At 35.2% G+C, this 20252-nt stretch carries 17 protein-coding genes and 1 pseudogene; 7 read left to right on the plus strand and 11 right to left on the minus strand.

Going from position 1 to position 20252, the window contains the following annotated elements; genetic code table 11:
* Positions 1-55: 55 nt before the first annotated feature.
* The 4 genes from ACFZP3_RS05210 to ACFZP3_RS05225 form a co-directional block, all read right to left on the minus strand.
* Complete coding sequence (locus ACFZP3_RS05210) at positions 56-850, minus strand: hypothetical protein (RefSeq protein WP_253309489.1); 795 nt, start codon at positions 848-850, stop codon at positions 56-58.
* A gap of 73 nt (positions 851-923) precedes the next feature.
* A complete protein-coding gene (locus ACFZP3_RS05215; RefSeq protein WP_253309490.1) occupies positions 924-1745 on the minus strand; it encodes a DNA polymerase III subunit delta' in 822 nt (273 codons plus the stop codon).
* Between the two features lie 17 nt (positions 1746-1762).
* The gene (locus ACFZP3_RS05220; RefSeq protein WP_253309491.1) at positions 1763-2350 is read right to left on the minus strand and encodes an L-threonylcarbamoyladenylate synthase; all 588 of its coding nucleotides are present in this window, start codon (positions 2348-2350) and stop codon (positions 1763-1765) included.
* A 118-nt stretch (positions 2351-2468) separates the two neighbouring features.
* Entirely contained in the window at positions 2469-2939 is a 471-nt protein-coding gene (locus ACFZP3_RS05225) for a hypothetical protein (protein ID WP_386086987.1), read from the minus strand.
* 75 nt (positions 2940-3014) lie between these two features.
* Here ACFZP3_RS05225 and miaA point away from each other — a divergent pair, with 75 nt between their 5' ends.
* Entirely contained in the window at positions 3015-3908 is an 894-nt protein-coding gene (miaA, locus tag ACFZP3_RS05230) for a tRNA (adenosine(37)-N6)-dimethylallyltransferase MiaA (protein ID WP_253309493.1), read from the plus strand.
* Between the two features lie 3 nt (positions 3909-3911).
* On the opposite strand, the gene ACFZP3_RS05235 is transcribed toward miaA, so the two are convergent.
* Positions 3912-4850: a hypothetical protein gene (locus ACFZP3_RS05235; RefSeq protein ID WP_386087118.1), complete on the minus strand. Its 939-nt coding sequence runs from the start codon at positions 4848-4850 to the stop codon at positions 3912-3914.
* Positions 4851-5107: 257 nt separating this feature from the next.
* On the opposite strand from ACFZP3_RS05235, the gene recG reads away from it, so the two are divergent.
* Positions 5108-7147: an ATP-dependent DNA helicase RecG gene (recG, locus tag ACFZP3_RS05240; protein WP_386086988.1), complete on the plus strand. Its 2040-nt coding sequence runs from the start codon at positions 5108-5110 to the stop codon at positions 7145-7147.
* A gap of 112 nt (positions 7148-7259) precedes the next feature.
* Here the strand turns inward: recG and ACFZP3_RS05245 are convergent.
* The 4 genes from ACFZP3_RS05245 to murC all read right to left on the minus strand — a co-directional run bounded on the left by ACFZP3_RS05245 (position 7260) and on the right by murC (position 12510).
* Positions 7260-8121 (minus strand): IS630 family transposase gene (locus ACFZP3_RS05245; RefSeq protein ID WP_386086489.1). Its coding sequence is split into 2 segments (ribosomal slippage): positions 7260-7797 and positions 7796-8121, totalling 864 coding nucleotides; the frame shifts between segments, so codons are not numbered across the junction.
* A gap of 585 nt (positions 8122-8706) precedes the next feature.
* Entirely contained in the window at positions 8707-9729 is a 1023-nt protein-coding gene (gene cgtA / locus ACFZP3_RS05250; protein WP_264688220.1) for an Obg family GTPase CgtA, read from the minus strand.
* Positions 9717-10982 (minus strand): phosphopyruvate hydratase, encoded by a 1266-nt coding sequence (gene eno, locus ACFZP3_RS05255; RefSeq protein WP_253309496.1) that lies wholly within the window; start codon positions 10980-10982, stop codon positions 9717-9719. Before eno ends, cgtA begins: the two co-directional genes overlap by 13 nt.
* 4 nt (positions 10983-10986) lie before the next feature.
* Positions 10987-12510 (minus strand): UDP-N-acetylmuramate--L-alanine ligase, encoded by a 1524-nt coding sequence (murC, locus tag ACFZP3_RS05260; protein ID WP_265016471.1) that lies wholly within the window; start codon positions 12508-12510, stop codon positions 10987-10989.
* 26 nt (positions 12511-12536) lie between these two features.
* On the opposite strand from murC, the gene ACFZP3_RS05265 reads away from it, so the two are divergent.
* The 3 genes from ACFZP3_RS05265 (at position 12537) to ACFZP3_RS05275 (ending at position 15441) form a co-directional block, all read left to right on the plus strand.
* Entirely contained in the window at positions 12537-13211 is a 675-nt protein-coding gene (locus tag ACFZP3_RS05265; RefSeq protein WP_253309498.1) for a septal ring lytic transglycosylase RlpA family protein, read from the plus strand.
* Between the two features lie 363 nt (positions 13212-13574).
* Positions 13575-14996, plus strand: coding sequence for an AAA family ATPase (locus ACFZP3_RS05270; protein WP_386086989.1), 1422 nt, complete (start codon positions 13575-13577; stop codon positions 14994-14996).
* Positions 14997-15261: 265 nt separating this feature from the next.
* On the plus strand, positions 15262-15441 hold the full coding sequence (locus ACFZP3_RS05275; protein WP_386086990.1) for a hypothetical protein: 180 nt from the start codon (positions 15262-15264) through the stop codon (positions 15439-15441).
* A 443-nt stretch (positions 15442-15884) separates the two neighbouring features.
* On the opposite strand, the gene glyA is transcribed toward ACFZP3_RS05275, so the two are convergent.
* Both glyA and ACFZP3_RS05285 read right to left on the minus strand, forming a co-directional pair.
* Positions 15885-17162, minus strand: a complete 1278-nt coding sequence (gene glyA, locus ACFZP3_RS05280; RefSeq protein ID WP_386086991.1) for a serine hydroxymethyltransferase — start codon at positions 17160-17162, stop codon at positions 15885-15887.
* 46 nt (positions 17163-17208) lie between these two features.
* Positions 17209-18414: an MFS transporter gene (locus tag ACFZP3_RS05285; protein WP_386087119.1), complete on the minus strand. Its 1206-nt coding sequence runs from the start codon at positions 18412-18414 to the stop codon at positions 17209-17211.
* 488 nt (positions 18415-18902) lie between these two features.
* On the opposite strand from ACFZP3_RS05285, the gene ACFZP3_RS05290 reads away from it, so the two are divergent.
* Together ACFZP3_RS05290 and ACFZP3_RS05295 are read left to right on the plus strand one after the other, a co-directional pair.
* Positions 18903-19391 carry a hypothetical protein gene (locus ACFZP3_RS05290; protein ID WP_253309502.1) on the plus strand — a complete coding sequence of 163 codons (489 nt, stop codon included), beginning with the start codon at positions 18903-18905 and terminating at the stop codon, positions 19389-19391.
* 82 nt (positions 19392-19473) lie between these two features.
* A pseudogene (locus ACFZP3_RS05295) lies at positions 19474-20176 on the plus strand (transposase); the annotation flags it as partial.
* Positions 20177-20252: the final 76 nt, after the last annotated feature.

Raw genomic sequence — 20252 nt, forward strand, 5'->3', positions numbered from 1 at the left:
ACAATGCTACCAAACCCAATTATAATAACAATAAGATTAGATACTCTAAAAAACTTTAAAATATGTCTAAATTTTCCAAAATAGGATGAATGATTATATCACCTTGTTCCGCAATAAGGTAGAATTTATCGATTTTGCTCACATCTACATTGATCATTTTTACACTGAAATTTTCAGGATTGTAAATATTACTTTCAGCACTTTTGTGATAATTATAATAATGTAATTTATTTTGATCATCAAAATAACCAAATTCATCAGCGAGGGTTCCCACTTTGCTACCTTTACCACTTTTGACTAGCTCAAATAGATCAATTGCATGGTTTTGAGATCCAGGCTCAATAGGCCCTTCTGCAGCAAAAAACTTAGGTGCATGACCAACGTATTCCTTAAATTTTAGATTATGAGTCTTTTTTACACTACCAAAATCCACAAACTTATATTCATCTGAAACGCCAGAATATTGTGGATCATACTTTTTATATTCAAAGAACTCATTACCTAAAAAATTACAAAACGTTAATTTATAATCATCATGATCGGATTTAACGACTTTAAGGTAATGAAAATCTCTAGGAATCTTTACTTCCTCTTCCGTGATATGATTACGTACAACAAGCTCACCATTTAGCATATGATAGCCAATTTTTGGCAAAGTAGCTATATTGATTGCCTTGTTTAGCTTAAAATTTGCTTCATAAATGCCGCTTAACAACTCCTTTCCTTTTTCTAAGGTGACGTCCTGGTCTAAAGCTATATTCTTGATTGAACTTAATTCTTTCTGCATGTTTAGTATGGCTTTCGTCAAAACTTCTATTGATTGCCATACAGTTAATTTATTATCAGTCAAATTATATACTTCGAGTATTAAATTAACAGAATTTTATCATGAATTTATGTTAAAAGTATTATACTTTGTAAACTTATGTCATGATATTAACTACATTAGCTAAAACATGCTTTTTATCTAAGTGAAGTTGCTTAGCAACAACGAAAAGTTCATCTATTTTTTTCCACTGACCTAGTAAAATTTCAACACCATTTACCTCTCTCTTTATGCTTTCTAAAATGAAGGCCTGAATTATATATGATGCTAGTTCTAGTTCGATTTCGCTATTAATTACTTTATTAATCATATTGGGATTCTTTAAATCATGAAGAAATTTATAAAAGCATTTGTATGCTTCATAAGCATCACTACTTATTGCATTTATTATCATTCCTGGCATTCCAGGAAATAAAGTAATCATTTCGTCAAACGTTTGATCATCAAATTTACATTGAGATGAAGCAACTTGCTTTGTTTCGTCATAAGTTAATGGAAGTAAATTTAGCTGAAAGCACCTACACTGGATAGTAGTTTGTATATCATATGGCTTATGGCTAATTATAAATATCTTAGAATTTTTTGGCGGCTCTTCTAATATTTTCAATATTGCGTTTTTAGCGTTATTAGTCATTGCCTCTAAGCTATCTATTATAGCTATTTTGTGTTCTGATTGAATGGGACTTAAGTGTAGAAAGTTTTTCATTTCTCTGACTTTTTCTATTCCGATAGTATCACCTTCAACAATGTGTAAGTCCAATGCTACTTCATTATAGCTTTTTATGAGTAACCAATTGGAGAAGGATTTTGCAAGTGTTGCTTTTCCTATACCTTTTTTACCACAGATCAGCCAAGACTGAACAGATAAGTTGTTCATTAATTTTTTTTTGGCCTGGTTGTGACCTATTACTTTTTTCATTCTTTCTCCTATAAATCTTAGTTTGAAAATGCATTGGTTACTGTTTGTAATAAAATTGCACCTTCCCTTAAAACCTTAATCTTATCTTCGGTTAAGTCAATAATAGTAGATTCTATACCAGAAACTAATTCATCATCTTCAATCACTGCAGATAAATGTTGCTTAATGGATTGTGGTATATCGTCTGCCTTACATACACTTTTTTCTCCTGAAATATTTATACTAGTTGCAACTATTGGAACTTTCAGTTTGTTTAGTATTGAAATTGCAATAGGATGCTCAGGGATTCTGATGCCTATACTATCTTTAAAGAATTCGTTTGGCAATATATTATTGTTTTTAAGTGGTAAAATATAGGTAATCGGTCCAGGAGAAAAGTGATTTACTAAACCAATATACTTTTTCTCTAGCTTTGCTATTCTCATCAAGCTGCAAATATCACTAACAAATATAGACAGTGGTTTATTTTGAGAGCGTTTCTTTATCTGATATATTTTTCCTATAGATTCATTATTTAATGCATTACAAGCAAGAGCATACACTGTTTCTGTTGGAAAACACACTAACAAGTTGTTCTGTATTGCATTTATTATTTTAGATACCATATAGCTAAAAACTTATTCATAACAACTAGATCAGTTTTGTTGCATTGTATCTTATATAGTAACTGCTAGTTTTTGTGAACGCAATGCAACGCAGCTTACCATTTGTTATGCAGACTTGCTACAACCCAAACTCTTCATTGACTTTATCAACTATTGCCTGTGGTGGATCCTCTCCCCATCCTGAATACAAAATCTCTCCATAGTCTGCAACATCTATAGAGCCAGTTCTGCTTTTTGCTAGAAACATTTCTCTTTTCTCTTTATCAACTAATACATAATGCCACGCTGATTTTCCATGATCTTTACCACGGACTAAATATATAAGATCTGACCTACTTCTTTTTGTTGCATCAGCAAAAGATCTTTCATTGACAGTTCTGCTTTTACTTTTTATGCCGCCACTTTCAGAAAAAGCTTCCTTGGATTCGGTTTTTTTGTTTGCTAATTCAGAAATTCCCCCTTTTTCCCCTAATGCCCGTTCTTTGGTGTTTTGAGACGAATACTTACTGGAAAAACCTTCCCCTGTACCGCCAGGAGTCCTGTTTGTGAAACGCTTAATAAATGAATTATTGTTGTTGTTTTCTGCCATAAAAATCTCCAAACTTTAGATTGTAGGACCCAAATTTTTACTACACTCTATCATATGTTAATTAAATTAATATAAATGAAAAATAATATAGTAATTATTACAGGAATTACAGCTTCAGGTAAATCAGAATTGTGTGATAACCTGATAAAAAAATATAATAATATCAGCATAATAAATTGTGATTCAAAGCAGGTATATGAAGAAATTCCCATAATTACTGCTCAACCACTAAAGCAAGAAGAATTTTATAAATTATATGGTTATGTTTCAGCAAAAGAAAATTATTCCGTGGGTCTATGGTTAGAGGATTTAGAAAAAGAAGTTAATCACGCATTAGAAAATGCTCAAATACCTATCATCACTGGAGGAAGCGGGCTTTACATCAGCAGTTTAATCAAAGGCTTATCATCAATGCCACAAATAAGTCAGAAAGTAAGGAAAAATGTAAGCGAATTAAGGAAAAATTTAAGTAAAGAGGAGTTTTACAAATTAGTGCTAAGCAAAGATCCAAGGATTCAAGGTAAAGTATTCATGAATGACTCGCACCGCCTTTCAAGGGCACTTGAAGTTATCACTGAAACTGGTAAGACAATCTTTGTATGGCAAGAAAATAGACAGCCTCCTTTATTCGATAATTTTAAGATATATACAATTTTGCCTAAACGTGAGGATGTATACCAAAAAATAAATTCTCGTTTTATCAAAATGATCGAAAATGGAGCAATTGATGAAGTAAAAAAGCTACTTAGTATGAACTTAGCTCCACATTTGCCAGCTATGAAAGCACATGGAGTGCCAGAAATTGTAAAGTATTTGAAAGGTGAGATTACTTTAGACGAAGCGATACAGATTGCTCAAACAAACACAAGACACTACGCAAAACGCCAGTACACTTGGTTTAAAAACCAGTTCCCAAGTTCTGAAGTAATTGATTGTGCAAATGAGCTAACAGCGCTTGAAATATTTTAATTGTTATTTTCCAGGTGTATTTCCATGCTCATTGCTATGAATGGGCGGTTCCATATTTTCCAGATGGCTGTTTACTTCTAGTGGATTACCTAAACTATGTTCTATCTCTGCTTCAAACTTAAATCCTAACTTCTCGCAAAATTTCTGGAAATACTCTTTAATAATATCAAATAAATTTTTGCCATCAATTTTGTAATTTTTCAGTTCTCGAGGAGCAGTAAGTAACAATTTACCATCTTTATATGTTACATCATTTTTCTCATCTTGGAATGCAAGTGTAAACTCTAATGAGCTATTTATCTGACAAACTTCTTCTTCTGGATTATCAGATTTTACCGTAGGCACTGCCATCTCAGATTTGACTTTTACATGATTTGGATCAGTGCAATCAATAACTATTGTTTTTTGAGGACTTAGTAGCGTAAATTCGGACTGGCGAAATGCTTGAAAGAGAACATCAGTGAATAAAGTGCCTTCATACCCTGCTTGATTACAATTAGTAATTAGCTCTTCTAGAATAGAATCACTTGGAACTTTTGCTTCAGCATATTTAAACATTTCCTTAAAAACTTCTTTTGCAAACGGGCGATAATTTCTGGCTTCTTCCTTTAGTAATAGGTGAGCATACTCCTTGCCTAAATTGTAAAATCTCTCAAATTCCTTTTCATACTGGTCAGTTTTTTTATGATCAGGAGTATTGTCATTTTCACAATATTCGCTCCAAATTTTATCGAATTCACGTTGCTTAGCTCCTTCCATCAACGCACTAGTTAAAGTTTGGTCTATACTTTTACCATTAATAACAAAATCCATTCTATTGATGTCTTTATACATCTGTTCACCAGAGTTTGCTTCAGCATTATCTTTACCAGCTCTTAATTTGCCAAAATCAAACTCTTCTGCTTGAGCCCTTAATGTAACTACTGGATTGGTACTATTCATTTCTATCATAGACCTATTAACATCATAATTAATTATATCACAAATTATTAATAATTCAATAAAATACCTGCTATAAGCCCTATGATAGCAAATATAGTTAGGGGTAACTTAGGCTTACCGACAACCGTCATCCCGCTGCTTGTTAGCACCGCGGTGGTATGATATTAGAGAGCTGTGCTAGCTATAGTGCATACCTGACCATAAGGTGACAAGATTTTAAAAAGGCTCTATTATTGATAAACAGTTTTTACACATGTATGAATCTCAATGAGCAATTAGATGTGCTGGCTTTTCTAAATGGCAAGCTGGAAAATATGCTTAAGTTCCATTCCGCAATATTAACTAAACTCTGTGGTGGGAACAAAGTGGTGGACCTGCTGTTTTATAGGCCGCTTGGTTATATAGATAGAAGTAAGTCACTACTTGATACTCAAGTTGGAGAATTTACAACTTTCATGGCAAAAGTTTATGAGCATCAGTCGCCCACTTTTAGAGGTAGACCATATAAAATAGTCGTTGAAAGTGAGAGTCAGTATATATTCATAGTCTTTTTTAATCACTCAGTTAAGTATTTATATAAACTATTTCCAGTTGGAGCCTATGTAATCATCAGTGGCAAACTCGAAAAATTTGCTGAGCATTGGCAGATTACTCATCCAGATTACGTGTCGCTTGACATCAACCAATTTAAAGAAATAGCTCGCATAGAGCCAGTCTACCAATTATGCCGTGGCATTACCAATAAGAGCATTGGGAACATAATAAGCTCTAACCTGAAAGAATTGCCTGATTTGCCAGAGTGGATAGATGATACATTAATCAAGCAAAAAAAATGGCTAAGTTGGAGGGAAAGCATCATAAAGTTGCACAGACCAAGCTCATTGGCGGAAGCCGAGGTTTGTAGAAAAAGGCTTGCTTATGATGAATTGTTTGCGTATCAGCTAGCACTGAAACTTGCAAGAGAAAATCATGTAAAAAAAAGGGGAAGAGAATTTATAGTATTGAATAAATATAAAGAGCAAGTTTTAAATGAATTATCGTTTCAATTAACAAACGATCAAATTCGTGCAATAGATGAAATTTCAGAGAGGCAAAAATCCAAGTATCGCATGATGAGCTTGCTGCAAGGTGATGTTGGTAGTGGCAAAACCGTAGTTGCACTTTTTGCGATGCTAAATGTGGTAGAAAACAACATGCAGGTAGCTCTAATGGCACCGACTACTATCTTGGCGGAGCAACATTATAATTGGATTGAGGAAGTTTTATCCTGTACCGATATAAAAGTTGCGCTGCTTACTGGTAAAACTTCGCGCAAGGAAAGAAAGATTATCATGAACGAACTTGCAAGTGGTGTTTTAAATATAGTGATTGGCACCCACGCGTTATTTCAAGCTAACGTTACATTTAAAAATTTAGGGCTTGCAGTCATAGACGAGCAACAGCGATTTGGAGTGATGCAGAGAAATCGCTTGGTAGGAAAAGGAGAAAATGCCGATATACTTTTCGTTACTGCAACTCCCATTCCAAGAACCTTGCAGCAAGCTATGTATGGTGACGTTGAATGTTCAATTTTGAGAGAAAAACCAAAATCCAGATTGCCAATAAAAACTGTAACTATGAACATTAGTAGGGTGCCAGATGTTATTGAAAAGCTAAAAGGTGCTATAAACAGGGGCGAAAAAGCATATTGGATTTGTCCATATATAGAAGAAAACGAAGAGACCAATATTGCTGCAGCAGAGATGCGTTTTCAGGAATTACAAAAAACATTTTTTGATAGAGTCGGGATAATACACGGAAAATTGACTCAGGAGCAGAAAGATCAAGTTATGTTTTCCTTCAAAAGAAATGAACTTTCTTTGCTTGTTGCAACCACTGTGATAGAAGTTGGTATAGATGTGCCAGATGCAACCATTATGATTATAGAAAATGCAGAGCAATTTGGGTTATCGCAATTACATCAGTTAAGAGGCAGAGTAGGGCGAGGAAACAAGCCATCTTTTTGTGTATTATTATACGATAATTTAAGTAAAAGCTCATCTTCAAAGTTAAAGATCATGTGTGAGTCACAGGACGGATTTTACATTGCTGAAAGGGATATGATGCTAAGAGGCAGTGGAGATATTTTAGGCACAAAACAATCAGGATGTATGGAATTTAAATTTGCTGATTTATATCAGGACAAAGAGCTGCTCAATCTCGCGTATAATAACGCAAAAGGCGCAATGGCTAATTTTGAATTACTGCTTGATATATTTGAATATAGAAGTAGATTACATTTTTCAAAATTTCAGTAGGAAAACCAGGTAGCTCGCAGAAACGAATTAAATGCAAAAATTCCTTGACAAACTCCGCCAGCCCCCTTATCATGATAGTGAAGGTATTCAGTTATAGCTCTTCTCATAATAGTCAGAATAAAAAAGCAGAATCAACAGCTTGACGGAAAGACTTAAAAATAGGGATATTTTTTCTAGCTCTATTCTTTATAGCAAACCAATTATGCTCAATTTCGTTAAAGTCTGGAGAATATGGAGGAAGATAAAGAATTTCAGCACCAACTCCTCTAGCAAGATTATCTATTTTTTTAGATTTATGGAATGTAGCGTTATCAAGAATTACAGTTTGGCCAGACCTTAAAATTGGAGTTAAAAACTGCTCAAACCAAGCCTCGAAAACATCCTTATTGCAGTATCCTTCAAAGGTCAATGGAGCAATGATCTTCCTTTTATTTAGAGCTGCAATCATACTGACACGCTGAGTTTTTTTACCTGATTTTAATGAATGAAACCTCTCTCCTTTTCTGCAATATCCGTATGGGTAGTCTTCTGTATTATCTATTCCAGATTCATCAATATATACAAGATTTTCATGACGTTTTGTTGCTATAACCTTTAAAAATTGAGCTCGCTTTCCTTCATTTCTTTCTTTATATCCGTAGGTCTTTTTTTCTTGTAAATCCAATATTTTTAAGTGCGCGGTGAATCGTTTGTCGACTGATATTACCCCAGAGTTTAGCCATCTCTGACTGAGTTTTGCCACCATGGTTTTTTGCAAATTTGGTAAAAACATTCCAGTCAGTAATTTTATGGTTATATCCTACGCTTCCAGGCTTTTTTGACTGAAAATCTCCCGTTTCCTTACGCCTTTTCTGCCACTCATATAGAGTCGTTTTTCCAATTTTAAATCTCTCTGCAACAGTTGCTCTACTTTCTCCTTCATCCAATGCCTCCATTGCTTTTTTCCTTAAATCGTAACTATACGCTGCTGGCATACAAACCCCACTACCATAAATCCATATCTTAACTTGTTTGGATTATTATGAGAAGAGCTATATCTTCATCTGTACAGATTAAACAGCAAGAAAACAACGTAGTTGGCGTCTTATTTTTAATTTTTTGCACTATGTGCACCTTATGTCTTCACAACATTTCTGGGTTTTTACCTATATAAGCTGAAACGCGCTTATAAGTCGTTTAAGACAGTATAGTACGCCAATTTGCAGGATTAGAGAGTGACAACTAGCTAACACGGGATTTCTTTTGCCTTTTTTTCTGCTTAGTAAATTTCTTAAACATTTAAACTAAGGTTAGTTGCATTAAAAAGCAGCTGAGTCGCGGTTATTAGACGTTTAAAACATAAAAAAACGCCAATACTGAAAATAGACAATGACTAGGGCTTCTTTTGCCTTTTTTTTCGTTTGGTAAATTTCTTAAATATTTATAGCTAACATGAACTGGGCAGTGCGTCACGCGCTGACCATTTACTGTGCAAATCACCTTCAAAAACAAACGTTCGTACACATATATTCTAGTTATATGATAAAATAAATGAAAAACATCAATTATCTAAATGAAATTCACATCTTAAAAGGATCATATACATCGATTTCCTTAGAATTACTCTTTTTCAATTTTTCACTTAATAATCTTAAAATAGGCTGTAAATCACCATTAATTGATAAGCACAGCACTTCTTTATTGAGATAATTAGCTAGGTGATTCTTCTTTTCCAGAATTTCTGCTTCCCTCAATAAGTCGCATTTGTTTAATACTACAATCTCTTCTTTTTCAACAAGATCACTATTGTAAAGTTCCAATTCATTATGGATACAACTATAAGCCGAAACAACGTCATCGTGAGTTACATCGATTAAATGAAGTAAAATTTGACACCTTTCTATGTGCTTTAAAAATTTATGCCCGAGCCCAACTCCAAGGTGAGCATCAGTAATTATTCCAGGAATATCTGCTATTACAACTTCGCTATCATCCACTTTTGTCACACCTAAGTGGGGTCTTACGGTGGTAAATGGATAATCGCCTACTTTTGTATCGGAATTTGAGCAGCGAGTCAAAAATTTTGATTTACCTGCGTTTGGCATGCCAATAATTCCAACATCTGATAAAACTTTTAGTTTTAATAATACATGTTTTTCTTCGCCAGGCTGACCGTAAGTAAAATGTCTTGGTGCCTTATTAGTAGAAGATTTAAAATTAGTATTTCCAAGTCCACCTTTTCCACCCTGTGCTACTTGAAATTCCATACCAGGCTTGTCAAGATCTACTATTATCTCTTCACTTTCTTCATCAATTATTTGTGCACCGACTGGAACTCGAAGTATAACGTCTTTCCCTGCTGTGCCAGATCTATCCCTGCCTGCACCATTTTTCCCATTATCTGCTTTAATGTGTCTTCTATAACGAAAATGAAGCAAAGTGTTGAGATTAGCGTCGCTGATGAAAACTATGTTTCCACCCTTTCCTCCATTACCACCATTTGGACCACCAAATTCAACGAACTTTTCTCGACGAAAACTTGCACAACCGTCACCACCATCACCGGCTTTTAAGTACAATTTTACTTCGTCTATAAAACCCATGCTAACCCATGATAATATTTAGCATCTTTTCCTAATGTGCCTTCTATTCTCATTAGCTCGTTATACTTCGCGAGCCTATCAGAACGCGACAGCGACCCGGTTTTTATTTGCCCGCAATTTGATGCAACTGCTATATGAGATATTGTTGTGTCTTCTGTTTCACCTGAGCGGTGAGAAATAACAGCTTTGTAGTTGTTTGATTTTGCCATTTCAATAGCAGCAAAAGTTTCTGTTAACGTCCCTATTTGATTTGGCTTGATCAGTACAGCATTTGCCATTTTTTCTTCTATTCCTTTGCCTATTAGTTCACAATTTGTAACAAATAAATCATCCCCAACCAATTGAATTTTACTCCCCAATTTTGCAGTAAGTAATTTCCAACCTTCGTAATCGTCTTCACTCATTGCATCTTCTATAGAAATTATTGGATATCTTTCCACAAGACTACAATAATATTCAGTCAATTCTTTTGAAGTAAGCTCTTTATTTTCAAATTTGTAAATTCCATCTTCATAAAAAGTAGATGAAGCAACATCAAGGCCTAGTGCAAAATCACTTTGCGCTGAATAACCTGCTGATTCTATAGCGTATATGATCAAGTCAAGTGCTTCTTCAGTACTTTCAATATTTGGTGCAAAACCGCCTTCATCTCCTACGTTTGTGCTATAACCCTTTTTCTTAAGAATGCTACGTAAGTTGTGGAACACCTCCGCAGATATTCTGATTGCTTCACTGAAAGTCTCAGCACCGACCGGAAGAATCATGAATTCTTGGAAATCGAGCTTATTGTCTGCATGTACTCCACCATTAATTATGTTAATGAGTGGAACCGGCATCTGCTCTCCTCCCAAATATCTATACAACGGTATTTTGAAACTGTTTGCTGCTGCTTTTGCAACCGCAAGAGACACACCCAAAGTTGCATTTGCTCCAAGTTTAGATTTATTTTTTGTTCCATCTAGTTCAATTAATGCTTTATCAATTGCACTTTGGTTTGTTGCATCCATGCCAATGATTTCATTTGCTATCACTCCATTTACAGCTTGAACAGCTTTCAGCACTCCTTTACCACAATACCTTTTCTCATCTTGGTCTCTGAGTTCCAAGGCTTCTAATTTACCAGTTGAAGCTCCAGAAGGTACAGAGGCCCTACCTATTGCTCCATCACAGAGTTCAATTTCCACCTCAACAGTGGGGTAACCCCTGCTATCTAAAATTTCTCTTGCAAATACGTTGTTGATTATCTTATTCATCGCATTAAACCTTAACTTCCGCAATAAGTGCTGCAGTTTCCTTTGCCAATTTAGCTATATTACTACCAGCACCAATAAATAATACTATATCACCTGGACTTGTCGAATCACTAATAAAATGTGAAATGAGTAGAGCATCATTCATAATCTTTACATCATTAAACCCATTACTGATTAAAGCTTTTTGTATATCATCAATCCCACAACCAGGAATAGGCTTGTCTTCTGGGGGATGAATAGGAGTAAGGATTACATAGTCAAACATCATAAAGATCCTTATGAATTCACCAAAAAAATTACGAACGCGAGCAAAACGAAGTGGTTCGATAATTCCTATTACTTTTCCTTTAGTAATCGAACGTGCAGCCGTTAAAGTTGCATATATTTCATTTGGATGATGGGCATAATCCTCAATTAACTTAACACCTTTAATATTGGCAATCAAAGAGAATCTTCTTGCTACTCCTTGAAATTCCAAAAGGCCTTTTTTAATCTCTGCATTGCTAATCCCGAGCTTTATCGCAACTGATATTGCAGCCAAGGCGTTACTCATTTTGTGAATACCTATTGCGTTTGATAGTACTATGTTTTTTAAAGGGCTGGATCCCAGTGTCACGCACTGGGATGACAGAGGGTGATGGGATGACAGAAGGTGATGGGATGACACCTGCTTTTTTGTCATGCAAGTAGCTGATGCTGGAATCCAGTTGTTCAACACGTCAAATTCTATGCTGTTAGCATGCTGTTTAATGTTGCTGGCTCTTATGCTACCATTCTCAAACCCAAACGTTATAGAATTACTCGCATCATAATTAATGCCTACAGAATCAGGCAAAACTGCAAAACCTGCTTTGCTTATAAACTGAGAAAACGCATTTTTAATATCGTCGAATGTACCATAATGATCCATATGATCGTCGTTAATACTCGTTATGACAGCAATATTTGCAGGAATTTTTAGCATGGTTCCATCAGACTCATCAGCTTCGATTAAAAAAATGTCACTCTTTCCAAGTCTTGAATTACTCTGATACGAATTTAGTATTCCTCCTACAATTACAGTCGCATCAATGCCAGAATGATCAAAAATAGAAGCAATCATAGCCGTTGTTGTCGTCTTTCCACTTGAACCTGAAACTGCTATCACATATTTATCTTTCATAATTTCAGCAAGTATGTCTGATCTATGCAAAATGGTTTTATTGTTATTTCTCGCTGTTACTAACTCCACATTATCAGATTCTATCGCAGAAGAATGTACAACTATTTGAGCTTGGCTTATATTATTAGCATTGTGACCAATAAAAACCTCTATGCCCAGCCTTTGTAATCTATCTACATTGTTGTTTGATTGTGCATCACTGCCTTGAACTTTGTAATTGGAATTGTGAAGAATTTCAGCAATGGCACTCATTCCGATTCCACCTATACCAATTATATGTATTATTCTTTTTTGAGTTTTGTTAATATTTAGCAGTAGATGTTTACTCATTACTAAATTTATTATAGTATAATTTAAAATCCTCATAGTATCGAACCCTCTTACCGAATACAATGATAAAAAACCTAGCCTTCCTATGTCTAATATTTGTTTTGATAAGTAGTTGCAGTTTTAGCAACAGGTTTAATTGCACTGCAGGTCATTATAAAATTGGCTGCAGCTACACAATAAATGGTATAACTTATTATCCAAAAAACTGTAAACACTATGAAGAGATAGGGATAGCGTCGTGGTATGGAATAGAAGATCATGGCACGCTTACAGCAAATGGTGAAGTGTTTAACCGTCACTTGATCTCTGCAGCGCATAAGACTTTGCCCCTACCCTGCTTTGCTCTTGTCACTAATTTAGAAAATGGAAGAAAGCTTGTTGTAAGGATTAACGATAGAGGGCCTTTTATTGAAGGCAGAATAATAGACTTATCAGAAAAAGCAGCTCAAGTCTTAGGATTTCATAAAGTAGGGCTTGCAAAGGTAAAAGTCCAATACCTAAGAAAGATGTCAGAACAATTGATACAAAATACTCCTCATTACAGAAAGCAATATGAAAAAGAAATGCAGAAACGTCACCCGAAACAAGACAGTGCAGAAAGTAAGGGATATGTTGCATTTTTTAAAAGTGCTCAGGCTGCTAAATCAGCTGCATCAAAGCTTCGCAATCAAGGAATAAAAAATGTTAGATTGCTTTTTAAGAACGATCAATATTGCGTGAAAGTGAGTTATAGGTAGTGGTGAGTGCAGAATTCGAAAGATTTGGTTAATGTAAGAAACGCTGGCTAACTATTATAAGTTAAAAATGTGATATAAAAAAGATATCAACAATTTATAGCTATACCGCCGCGGCGCTAACACGTAGCGGAATGACGAGTTACTATACCACCGCGAACCGTCATACCGCCGCGAACCGTCATACCGCGATTCATTCGCGGTATCGCAGCATAGATTCCGCTAACACGTAGCGGAATGACGGTTTTTCAAATTGTCGTAAGTCAGTTTAGCTATAGCACTATAGAGACAAAGATCGAAATTTACTTATTTACGTCTCCAATTTTATTGTGTATAATGGAGACAAAGATTTATATTTTGTATTTTATGTCTCCATCATTTATTGGTAGGCAAACCGAGTTGAAGCAACTGCTGGAGCTTACGGAAAAAAACACTGCATCTTTTGTAGTAGTCAAAGGAAGGCGTCGTATAGGAAAAAGTCGTTTAATTCAAGAGTTTGGTAAACATTTCGAACAACATTACTCATTTGCAGGTTTGCCACCAGAAAAGCATACTACAACATCCCACCAACTTAATGAATTTTCTAGACAAGTTGCTAGACAATTTAATACATCTTTTGCTAGATATGACGACTGGAGTGACTTACTATGGGCAGTTGGTGAACGTTTACTATCTGGCAAAATATTATTGCTCCTTGATAAAATTTCTTGGATGGGCTCAAAAGATCCAACTTTTTTAGGCAAAATAAAGAATTTTTGGGATACACAGCTAAAAAATAATAACAAGCTAATTTTTGTTGTCTGTGGATCAGCTTCATCCTGGATTGAAAAAAATATACTTAGTAGTACTGGTTTTGTAGGAAGAATATCGTTGACTTTAACACTCGGGGAGTTATCACTTTCTGATTGCAATGAATTTTGGCCAAAAAATATTTCAGCATACGAAAAGTTTAAGGTGCTTGCAGTAACCGGTGGAATTCCAAAATATTTAGAAGAGGTAAATTTTAAACATGGTACTGAAGAAAATATTAAAAAGCTTTGTTTTACAAAAGGTGGGTTTTTAGTTGAGGAGTTTGACCAAATATTTTCAGATCTATTCATGCGAAAAACAGCTTTTTATAAGCAAGTAGTGAGAGCTCTTTCTACTGGAGCTAAAGAACAGGAAGAAATTTGTACTGCTTTAAATATTGCAAGACACGGACGCATTTCTGAGTATCTATATGAGCTCGAGCTTGCCGGTTTTATTGCAAAGGATCACACTTGGGATATAAAAACGGGTACTGATTCACGACTCAGGAAGTACAGACTTCAAGATAATTATTTAAGGTTTTATCTAAAATATATTGAAAAAAATCTAGGAAAAATTAATCGCGACACCTACTCTATAGGGTTACTTACATCTCTACCAGAGTGGCATACAATTATTGGACTTCAGTTTGAAAATTTGGTGCTTAACAATAGAAAGAGCATACATAATATCTTGAGAATTGATGGAATAGTAAGCGAAAATCCATTTTTTCAGAGGAAGACAGGTGCTGGTTGTCAAATTGATTACATGATTCAAACAAGGTTTAACACTCTCTACATTTGCGAAATCAAATTTTCAAAAAATAAAATCGGTCATTCAATAATACAAGAAGTACAAAAGAAAATAGATACACTAAAGCGTCCAAAAGGCTTTTCATGTCGTCCAGTCCTTATTCACGTTAACGGTGTGAGTGATGACGTTATAGATAGTGATTACTTTTCAAACATAATTGATTTTGGAGAATTATTGAATTGTAAGTAATTCTTGCTCTACTTTTTCAACTTTGTGTTGTTTAACATTGGAACAAGATTCCAGATGACATCTTTCATGAACTCTTATTATAACAATGTTCATACAGATGTGTGCCACGCGCTGGAATGACATGGTGAGGTGTCATCCTGCTGCTCCTTTCTTGTCATCTCGCGCGGAATAATTAACCGTCATACCGCCGCGGTATCTCACATAGATCCCGCTAACAAGCAGCGGGATGACGATTGTCAGGGTGTCATCCAAGTAGCCCCTTTTTTTGTCATCCCAGTGCCCAGACTACTTGGATCCAGGAAAAAGAATGGTGTCATCCCAGTGCCCCGACACTGGGATCCAGAAAAGTTTGCTTGTAAGCAAGCAAACTAGCATAGAAAGTGGTTACAACATTTTCGATGAGATTATATGGAAAACTGGATCCCAGTGTCAAGCACTGGGATGACAGCAGTCCTAGGTCATACCGCGATTCATTCGCGGTATCTCTTAACATAGATCCCGCTAACAAGCAGCGGGATGACACCTCTCTTGGGCTCTTTTAGCTATAAACATTAAGAAATTTACTAAATGAAAAAAAAGGCAAAGAACTCCCGTGGTGCGAGTTTTGACTCTATATTACTGTAAGTGGCGCTGTAATAATGTGCTAACGCTTAAAATAAGCGCGGTTTGGCTGAATGTAGAAAAAATTTAAAAGACATGCAGCCGCTATAATTTTATGTAATCCGCCAAAAAATACCCTGAGTTTTTTACTGAATTTTGTCATTGAGCCTGCAGGTCAAAAACAAGTTTTGAGTCATAAATACCCTTATCGTCATAATAAGGGGGCTGGCGGAGTTTGTCAAGTAAGTTTTTTCGTTTCTACCAGCTACTTGGATGACACCACATAAATTAATAAATAGGAAAATTACTACAAATCTTTTCAACTTTAGTTTTTACTGCTTTTTCGACACTTGAGCTATTTCCGCTGATTAATCCCTGAACCACTTCATTTACTAGGCTGGCTATCTCTTTAAAATTTTCTGCCTCAAGTCCGCGTGTTGTCTCAGCAGCGGTGCCAAAACGGAGCCCTGAAGTGATGGTTGGCTTTTCTGTATCAAATGGTACAGAGTTTTTATTGCAGGTAATGCCAGCCCTCTCAAGGCTATCTACAACGTCTTTTCCAGTTAATTTCTGCGATCTTAAGTCAACTAGCACTATATGAGAGTCAGTGCCACCGGTTATAATGTCGAGTCCATGCTTTTGCAATTCTTGAGCTAGTACTTTCGCATTTTCCACGATTTTCTTGCTATAAGTCTTAAACTCTGGCGCTAATGCTTCTTTAAATGCAACAGCTTTTGCAGCTATTACATGCATAAGTGGCCCGCCCTGCAATTCTGGAAAAACTGCAGATTGAATTTTTTTGTGTAATATTTCATCATTGGTCATCACTATTCCACCACGAGGACCACGCAAAGTTTTGTGAGTCGTGGAAGTCATAACATGTGCATATTCAGCAGGAGATGGATATTCGCCCGCTGCAATAAGCCCTGCATAGTGAGCAATGTCTGCAAGCAAATAAGCACCAACTTTATCTGCAATTTCGCGAAAGCGTTTGAAGTCCATTTTTCTCGGATAAGCAGAAGCACCAGCTATGATCAATTTTGGTTTATGCTCCAGCGCCAGCTTTTCTATCTCATCCATATTGAGCAGATAAGTGTCTTTGTTAACTGTATACTGAATTGACTTAAACCATTTACCAGAAAAGCTTGGTGCCGCACCATGAGTTAGATGTCCACCGCAACTCAGTGATAATCCAAGTATTGTATCGCCTGGAGTAAGCAGTGAAGCAAATACCGCCTGATTTGCCTGAGAACCAGAGTGAGGTTGAACGTTTGCAAATTTAACACCGAACAGCTTACAAAGTCTTTCTATAGCTAGACTTTCAACTTTGTCCACATGCTCACAACCACAGTAATACCTTTTGCCTGGATAGCCTTCTGCATATTTATTAGTCAGAAAAGAGCCTTGTGCTTCCATTACTGCTTTACTTGCAAAATTCTCTGATGCAATTAATTGCAATTGTGACTTTTGACGTTGTAACTCTTTTTCTATAAACTGATAAACCTCGTTATCAAAAGACTTTAAACTATTTTTAGAGCCACAGATTTTTTTTAAAACACTCATCATAGATCAAACCTCGCTTTAATTTTAAGATGCACAAGCAATTTTAAGACTACTTATCCTGCTTTTTTAACCATAAGAGCCCAAAAACAGCTATTAGCAAACATACAGGAATAATAGATGTTGCTTTTATCAGCAATTCAGCACTATACACAGGATTTCCTTGTATTACTGTTCTATCCCAACACAAATTTATTATTTTTGCGATTCCAGTGTGAAAAAAATAGCCAAAACCCATGACTATCATGTTTGACACAGCTGTAGCTAAGCCTACTAAGTTATTATTTACATAACTTAGTGCTTTATAAATTGTAACTACTTGATATCCAGATGCAAAGCCGATAATAAAAAGCGTAGGTAATACAACATACAAGCCACCAATCTGAGTAAAAAGTAATAGAAAACCGGCGATCATTGCAAATGAGCATGAAATTATTACTTCATAATGCTTATTTTTATACTTTTCCAATAAATAAGCCAAAGAGAATGATCCTGTTAACATTCCTATCAATATTACGGAAGAGAGAGAAGATGCCAAGCCTTCATTCATTTCATATACTTCAAAAAAGAATGCTTTCGCCCAACCATCAGCAAAACCTTGCATTGGACCGACCATGAGTCCACCAAAAAAGCTAATTAGAATAATATGCTTGTTGAAAAGTATGTTTTTCAAGTCTCTAATGCTAATTTTTTCCTGTTGAGCATTGCTTTCAGGCGTTACTAAGAACAGTAACAGAGCAAGTAAACACCCGAATGCTGAGAAGGTATAGATAACATAATTCCAGCCAAATTTATTGAGTAAGAAGTCTAACGGTAATCCGCCACATATCCCCCCCAAAGTTCCTATAATTATGGATAAACTAGCCATTCTTGCTGATTTTTCTTGCGCAAAATACATGCTTGCAACTTTAAAAAGCCCAATTGCTGAAGCGGACGACCCAATTCCAACGACTATTCTGCCAAGTATTGAATAATACCACTCATCAAAACATATAAGCGGTAATGTTCCGGTAAATGTTAAAACAATACAAGCAGGCAAAACAAATTTTGGCCCAAATCTATCAAGGAAAAGACCAACAGGTATATGAGCTAGCGTATAGCCTACATAGTATAACCCACCAAACTGGCCAACATCTGTAATACTTATGTTAAATTTTGTTATCAATCCAGGCGCAATTATGTTTGGAATTACGCGTAATATATATTGGTACGCATAAAACAGTGACGCCAACAACCAGATTAAAAAATTCCTCTGCAGTACTTTACCCCAAAGCTAGTATTATAGATACTCTGTTTATAGAAAACAATATTTTTATGAATACTTATTTTAATTTACCGGAATTTTATACAGTTGAACTCATAGCCAACATAAGTAGTTTATGCATTAACTAAATTTTCCAGGTTCAAGTTTGGATGATGGAAAAAGTTCACTTTTTCTATTTTTAAAAGAGACCTTTTATTTTACTTATAATTTTTTCTACCATATCTACAACTGGCTCATGAATAAGGTATATGAAAAAAATTACACCACAAATGACAAGTATATTTATGATTTTGCCCTTATTCATCTTTATCTTGAGCTTCACTTTTGTTACAAGATCCATTTTATTTATGTTTTTATTTCATGCTAACAATTATATATTAAATACTATAATTTTCAGTAAAATTTGACTTCAGAAGTACCCTATTAACTCAATATTAACCTTTCTACATGTAAAATAGTTAATATAACATTGAGGTAGGTTGATGAACATAAGCACAATAGACAACACACTGCAAAATTACATAACAAAATACATTGAACAAACATTCGCTACACATGTGTCAGGCAATAGATATGACAAATTGTATAGGGAACTTCTAAGTGGTATAGAAGAGATAATAAAACTCACTATAAACGAAGCAAAACATTATGACAAAAGTTTGGAAAATCTATATAACGATTCAAGATTTAATAAGAAATTTATTCAAGCTGTTGCTAAACATCAGGTGTCGGAATTTTTAAATACTCACCCGAAAAGAAAAGAAATTGTTGCAGAATTTTACAATGAACATCACATTAACGAAAGTGATTTAAAGACTCTGGAGAAAGGGAAAGATTTAGTAAATAAAATAAATAACATTAACTTACTGCAACGAAATGAAAAAAATGAGGAATTCAATATTAGAAAGACACTTGCTCACTCAATAAAAATGCCTTCCATAGAAAAATACAAGTTAGAACATTCAAGATAACCTTAGTGAAGGGAGTGTTAAATAAACTGTGTCAAACCGAAAAAAAAGTAATAAATTGATATAAAAAAATGGAGGTTTGACAATGAGTCAGAAAGTAGTAAACAGAACTACCGGTTTGGTAGATTATAAAGAATTAGAAACAAATATCCTGTCGTCTATACGAGAAGGAAGACCGTTGACAGGAAGAGATGGAGCATTAACACCGTTTATAAAAAAGTTGCTGGAGGTAAGCCTGGAAGGTGAAATAGAAAACCACTTGTCGGCTGAAAGCGAAGAGAATAATCGAAGAAATGGGAGGAATGCAAAGACTTTACGTACAAGCGCAGGGTCATTTGAGCTTTTGACGCCAAGAGATAGGGAAGGAAGTTTCGAACCACAAATAGTCAAAAAAAGGCAAACAAACTTACATCCAGAGCTTGAAACGAAGATTTTGAGCACATTTGCCAGTGGTATGGGCTATAGAGATATAGTGTCACATGTTGAGGAAATTTATGATCACAAAATATCGGTGGCAGAGATATCAAGTATTACTGACAAATTGCTACCAGTAATCAACGAATGGCGTAGTCGCCCGCTGCAGTCTGTATATCCGATAGTTTTCATGGTTTTTTAAAGTCAAAGAGGACGGGCATTGCGTAAGTAAATGCATGTATAACATATTAGGCATAGATCAAAATGGCAAAAAAGAAGTATTAGGTTTTTATTTGGCTGAAAGTGAAGGAGCTAACTTCTGGTTGGGAGTGCTAAATGACCTCAAAGAAAGAGGAGATACCGTCTTGTTAGTCAACAAAAAAATTATAAAAATTTCCCAAGTTGCATCATAAAATCAAAAAATACTTCCAATTGTGTAACAGTACACAG

Source organism: Wolbachia endosymbiont (group A) of Norellia spinipes, assembly GCF_964273535.1.

Excerpts from the sequence above, each read along its gene's own strand:
- ACFZP3_RS05270 (WP_386086989.1), top strand. The coding sequence starts at position 13,575 with ATGTCTCCATCATTTATTGGTAGGCAAACCGAGTTGAAGCAACTGCTG.
- ACFZP3_RS05290 (WP_253309502.1), top strand. The coding sequence starts at position 18,903 with ATGAACATAAGCACAATAGACAACACACTGCAAAATTACATAACAAAA.
- recG (WP_386086988.1), top strand. The coding sequence starts at position 5,108 with ATGAATCTCAATGAGCAATTAGATGTGCTGGCTTTTCTAAATGGCAAG.
- miaA (WP_253309493.1), top strand. The coding sequence starts at position 3,015 with ATGAAAAATAATATAGTAATTATTACAGGAATTACAGCTTCAGGTAAA.
- ACFZP3_RS05225 (WP_386086987.1), bottom strand. The coding sequence starts at position 2,939 with ATGGCAGAAAACAACAACAATAATTCATTTATTAAGCGTTTCACAAAC.
- cgtA (WP_264688220.1), bottom strand. The coding sequence starts at position 9,729 with ATGGGTTTTATAGACGAAGTAAAATTGTACTTAAAAGCCGGTGATGGT.
- ACFZP3_RS05265 (WP_253309498.1), top strand. The coding sequence starts at position 12,537 with ATGATAAAAAACCTAGCCTTCCTATGTCTAATATTTGTTTTGATAAGT.
- ACFZP3_RS05235 (WP_386087118.1), bottom strand. The coding sequence starts at position 4,850 with ATGAATAGTACCAATCCAGTAGTTACATTAAGGGCTCAAGCAGAAGAG.
- ACFZP3_RS05215 (WP_253309490.1), bottom strand. The coding sequence starts at position 1,745 with ATGAAAAAAGTAATAGGTCACAACCAGGCCAAAAAAAAATTAATGAAC.
- glyA (WP_386086991.1), bottom strand. The coding sequence starts at position 17,162 with ATGATGAGTGTTTTAAAAAAAATCTGTGGCTCTAAAAATAGTTTAAAG.
- ACFZP3_RS05220 (WP_253309491.1), bottom strand. The coding sequence starts at position 2,350 with ATGGTATCTAAAATAATAAATGCAATACAGAACAACTTGTTAGTGTGT.
- murC (WP_265016471.1), bottom strand. The coding sequence starts at position 12,510 with ATGAGGATTTTAAATTATACTATAATAAATTTAGTAATGAGTAAACAT.
- eno (WP_253309496.1), bottom strand. The coding sequence starts at position 10,982 with ATGAATAAGATAATCAACAACGTATTTGCAAGAGAAATTTTAGATAGC.